General features: G+C 59.6%; 4 protein-coding genes. 1 reads left to right on the forward strand and 3 read right to left on the reverse strand.

Annotated elements, in window-relative coordinates; genetic code table 11:
- Nucleotides 1-13: 13 nt before the first annotated feature.
- The 3 genes from WBB95_RS03840 to WBB95_RS03850 form a co-directional block, all read right to left on the reverse strand.
- On the reverse strand, nucleotides 14-742 hold the full coding sequence (locus WBB95_RS03840; RefSeq protein WP_424486373.1) for an aspartate/glutamate racemase family protein: 729 nt from the start codon (nucleotides 740-742) through the stop codon (nucleotides 14-16).
- Between the two features lie 13 nt (nucleotides 743-755).
- Nucleotides 756-2,282, reverse strand: a complete 1,527-nt coding sequence (locus WBB95_RS03845) for an NCS1 family nucleobase:cation symporter-1 (protein WP_424486374.1) — start codon at nucleotides 2,280-2,282, stop codon at nucleotides 756-758.
- A 532-nt stretch (nucleotides 2,283-2,814) separates the two neighbouring features.
- The gene (locus WBB95_RS03850) at nucleotides 2,815-3,549 is read right to left on the reverse strand and encodes a phosphoadenylyl-sulfate reductase (protein WP_424486375.1); all 735 of its coding nucleotides are present in this window, start codon (nucleotides 3,547-3,549) and stop codon (nucleotides 2,815-2,817) included.
- Nucleotides 3,550-3,699: 150 nt separating this feature from the next.
- Here WBB95_RS03850 and thrH point away from each other — a divergent pair, with 150 nt between their 5' ends.
- Complete coding sequence (gene thrH / locus WBB95_RS03855; RefSeq protein ID WP_424486376.1) at nucleotides 3,700-4,317, forward strand: bifunctional phosphoserine phosphatase/homoserine phosphotransferase ThrH; 618 nt, start codon at nucleotides 3,700-3,702, stop codon at nucleotides 4,315-4,317.
- Nucleotides 4,318-4,498: the final 181 nt, after the last annotated feature.

Raw genomic sequence — 4,498 nt, forward strand, 5'->3', positions numbered from 1 at the left:
CAGGCGCCTCGGTCTACCGGCCGAACTGCCCCGGCCAGCCGATCACTTTCTTCGGCCGTGGCGTCGCATAAGTCCTGATCTTCGACGTCGACAACCCCAACCGTACCAACGACTCAGCAATGGTCACCGCCGCCGTCACACCGTCCACCACCGGCACGCCGGTGCGGTAACGAATTTGCTCATCCAGCCCGGCCATCCCGCCGCAGCCCAGGCAGATCACTTCGGCTTTGTCCTCACTGATCGCCAATTCGGCCTGGCGCACGATGGCTTCCATCGCCGCCAGCGGGTCTGCTTCCAGTTCCAGTACCGCCATGCCGCTGGCGCGTACCGAGGCGCAGCGTTGATAGAGGCCGGCGAGTTTCAGGCGGTCCTCAATCAGCGGCACCGTGCGGTCGAGGGTGGTGACCACCGAATACGCGTGGCCCAGGAACATCGCCGTACTGGCCGCCGCTTCGGTGATGTCCACCACCGGAACATTCAACAATTCCTGTAAGCCTTCGCGGCCATGTTCGCCGTAGCCGGCCTGGATCACCGCATCAAACGGCTGATCGTAAGCCATGACCCGGTCCATCACGGCGATGGCGGCCAGGTAGCTTTCAAAGTTGCCTTCCACCGATTCGGCGCCGAAGTACGGGGTAAGCCCGACGATCTCGGTGCCCGGCGAGGCCACGGCCCGCGCCTGCTGGGCGATGGTTTCAGTGATGGATTCGGTGGTGTTGACGTTGACCACGAGGATGCGCATGGAATGTCCTTGGTTAATGACTGACGTTATCGACTGCAATGCTTTCGCCGCTGACATCGGCGTAGAACGGCTGGCGCTTGGCGATCAGCAGGTACAACAACCCTGCAATACTGGCGCCAAACATCCAGGAAAACGGTGCGACGCTGGCAAACCCGGGCAGCAGCGCCAGCAGGATCGCGATGACTGCCGCAGGAATAAACGCCGCCACCGCGCGTAAATTGACCCCGTGGCTGTAGTAATAAGCGCCGTTCGGGTCTTCGCTGTACAGCTGCAATACGTCCACCCGGCCTTTACGGATCAGCCAGTAATCAACCATGATCACCCCGTACAACGGCCCCAGCAGTGCGCCCAGGCCGGAGAGGAAATACACGATCACCAGCGGGCTGTTGTAGAGGTTCCACGGCAGAATCAGCACCGCAACGGTGGCGCTGATTAGCCCGGCCCGACGGAAGTTCAGGTACTTGGGCGCCAGGTTGCTGAGCACGAAGGCCGGCGCGACAAAGTTGGCCATGATGTTCACCGCCACGGTGACGATCAGGAACGCCAGGCAGCCCAGCACCAGGAAGAAGGTGTTGGGGATGGCTGCGATGATTTCGGTCGGGCTTTCGATCACCCGGCCATTGAGCTGGAACTGCCCGCCGCACAACAGCACAGTGATCGAGGCAAACACCAGGATGTTGACCGGCAGGCCCCAGAAGTTGCCGACCTGGATGGTCTTGCGGCACGGCGAAGAGCGCGCGAAGTCACAGAAATTGAGGATCAGCGTGCCGTAGATGGTCAACCACAGCGCGCCACCGGCAAAGATGTTGCGCCACATCTCGCCGCCGCTCAGAGGCTCGCGGATCGACCAGGCAATGTTGCCGCCGACCTGGAAGTACATCCAGCCGGCCAGCGAGGCCACGGTCACCAGGATCACCGGCCCGGCGAACGCTTCATAGCGGCGCACCATTTCCATGCCGTACGCCAGGATCGCCAACTGCACCAACCAGATCGCCACAAAACAGGCCCAGCCCAGGGTCGACAGGCCAAGGATCGAGTTGTGGTCATAGTCGGCAAACCCTGGGTGAATCGCCGACAGCAGCACGCGGAAAACCACCGAGGCCAGGTAGGTCTGGATACCAAACCAGGCAATCGCAATCACCGCGCGAATCAGCGCCGGAATCTGCGCGCCATGAATACCAAAGCTGATGCGACTGATCACCGGGAAGGGCACGCCGGTCTTCTGGCCCATGTACCCGGACAAGTTCATGAAGAAGTACACCAGCGCCGCGCCGATCCCCAGCGACAACAGAATCTGCCAGCCGCCCAGGCCCAGTGCATACAAGCCAATGGCAAACGAGTAGTTGGCAATGTTGTGCACATCGTTGGTCCACAGCGCAAAGATGCTGTAGCGCCCCCAGCGCCGACCTTCGGCTTTGGTGGGTGCCAGGTCCTTGTTGTGCAGGCGAGGGCTGAGTACCAACGGGCCGGGGCTTGCGGCCTCAGGAGTCAGGGGGGAGGGCAGATCCAGTGCGATGTTATTCGAGAGGCTTGTACGCATTCCGGCAGGCTCCAGCGCATCTGCAGCAAAGCGGCGGATGGCAAAGTGTATGTAGGTTTTGTATTTATTGTATACAAAGCGTATTTCACCTTAAGCCACATGCGTGCCAGTTTTCGATCTATGAAAAGCGGAATTAATTTCGTTTTTGTTTGATGTTTAAATAACTGGCTGAATTTAAAGGACTATAAATTGACCGCTTGAACAGCTATTTATTTTTCTGAAAGAGAAGGGGTGTTGACGGGCGAGGAGGTCGGGCGGGGAGGGGTGTTACGTTTTGGTGCGGGTTGAACTGGATTGCACACATAAATGGCACCGATGGTTACATTAGTGTGTACATGTTTTCATTGGGTACAGGGACATGTGGGAGCAGGTTTTTTGTGGGAGCCGGGCTTGCCCGCGATGCAGGCACTTTGGTGTTTCAGGCACACCGCGGTGATGCCATCGCAGGCAAGCCAGCTCCCACACGAGCCAGCTCCCAGGCAAGCCAGCCCCCACGCAAAGCCGGTCCCATACTTTTTGGTCGCGTCAGGGCTTACGCCTTGCTGATGATATTCCCGGCGTGCAGGCCACACTCCTTCTGCGTGGCTTCTTCCCACCACCAGCGGCCTTCGCGCTCGTGCTGGTTAGGCAGCACCGGGCGGGTGCAGGGCTCGCAGCCGATGCTGATAAAGCCGCGCTCATGCAGGCTGTTGTACGGCAGCTCCAGCATGCGGATGTAACCCCAGACTTCCTCGCTGGTCATCTGCGCCAGCGGGTTGAACTTGTACAGGGTGCGTTCGGGGGTGGAGAACGCGGTGTCGATTTCCAGTGCTGCCACGTGGCTGCGGGTGCCGGGGCTCTGGTCACGGCGTTGGCCGGTGGCCCAGGCGCTGACGCCCGAGAGCTTGCGGCGCAGCGGCTCGATCTTGCGTACGCCGCAGCATTCGCCGTGGCCGTCCTTATAGAAGCTGAACAGGCCCTTTTCCTTGACGAAGGGTTCCAGCTTGGTCTGGTCCGGCGAGATCAGTTCGATGTCGATCTTGTAGAAGTCGCGCACCTGCTCGATAAACCGGTAGGTCTCCGGGTGCAGGCGGCCGGTGTCGAGGCTGAACACCTTGACGTTCTTGTTCAGCTTCCAGGCCATGTCTACCAGCACCACGTCCTCGGCACCGCTGAAGGAAATCCACAGGTCATCACCGAACTGGCTGAACGCCAGCTTGAGAATGTCCTGGGCGGATTTGTTGGCGTAAGTCGCGGCGAGTTCAGCGACGTCGAAGGCTTGGTTCATCAGGACGGTTCCTACAGGTCAGTGGCGCTGAGCGCTCTCTAGGGGAGCGATGGTATCAAAATCCGCTCTGCGTTGCGGCGCCAAGCTGGAGTCGCTAGAGTTCGGCAGTCCTTTTGCCCGCTCAACCAACAACATCAATGGGAGTGTCTTGTGGAAATTGCCTGTCTCGACCTGGAAGGGGTGCTGGTTCCGGAAATCTGGATCGCCTTCGCCGAAAAAACCGGTATTGAATCCCTGCGGGCCACCACCCGGGACATTCCCGACTACGACGTGCTGATGAAACAGCGCCTGCGCATCCTCGACGAACACGGGCTCAAGCTCGCCGACATCCAGGAAGTGATCGCTACCCTCAAGCCGTTGGACGGCGCCATCGAGTTCGTCAACTGGCTGCGCGAGCGTTTCCAGGTGGTAATTCTGTCGGACACCTTCTACGAATTCTCCCAGCCGCTGATGCGCCAGCTGGGTTTCCCGACCCTGCTATGCCACCGCTTGATCACCGATGAAAGTGACCGGGTGGTGAGTTACCAGCTGCGCCAGAAAGACCCGAAGCGTCAGTCGGTGCTGGCCTTCAAGACCCTTTATTACCGTGTGATTGCTGCTGGCGATTCCTATAACGACACCACCATGCTGGGCGAGGCCGACCGTGGGATTCTGTTCCATGCGCCGGAGAATGTGATTCGCGAATTCCCGCAGTTCCCGGCGGTGCATACCTTTGAGGACTTGAAGAAAGAGTTCATCAAGGCGTCGAATCGGTCGTTGAGCCTGTAGAGCTTCAGTGCAGCTGATTGCCTCTTCGCGAGCAGGCCCGCTCCCACATTTGACCGCATTCCCACAGGATAAACGCAGTCAAACATGTGGGAGCGGGCTTGCCCGCGAAGGGCATAAGTATCTACACATCGTTGTAGTGAGCGGGCTTGCCCCGCGCTGGGCTGCGAAGCGGCCCCAAACC

The organism is Pseudomonas sp., from assembly GCF_049645325.1.
In the GTDB taxonomy this organism is placed as follows: domain Bacteria; phylum Pseudomonadota; class Gammaproteobacteria; order Pseudomonadales; family Pseudomonadaceae; genus Aquipseudomonas.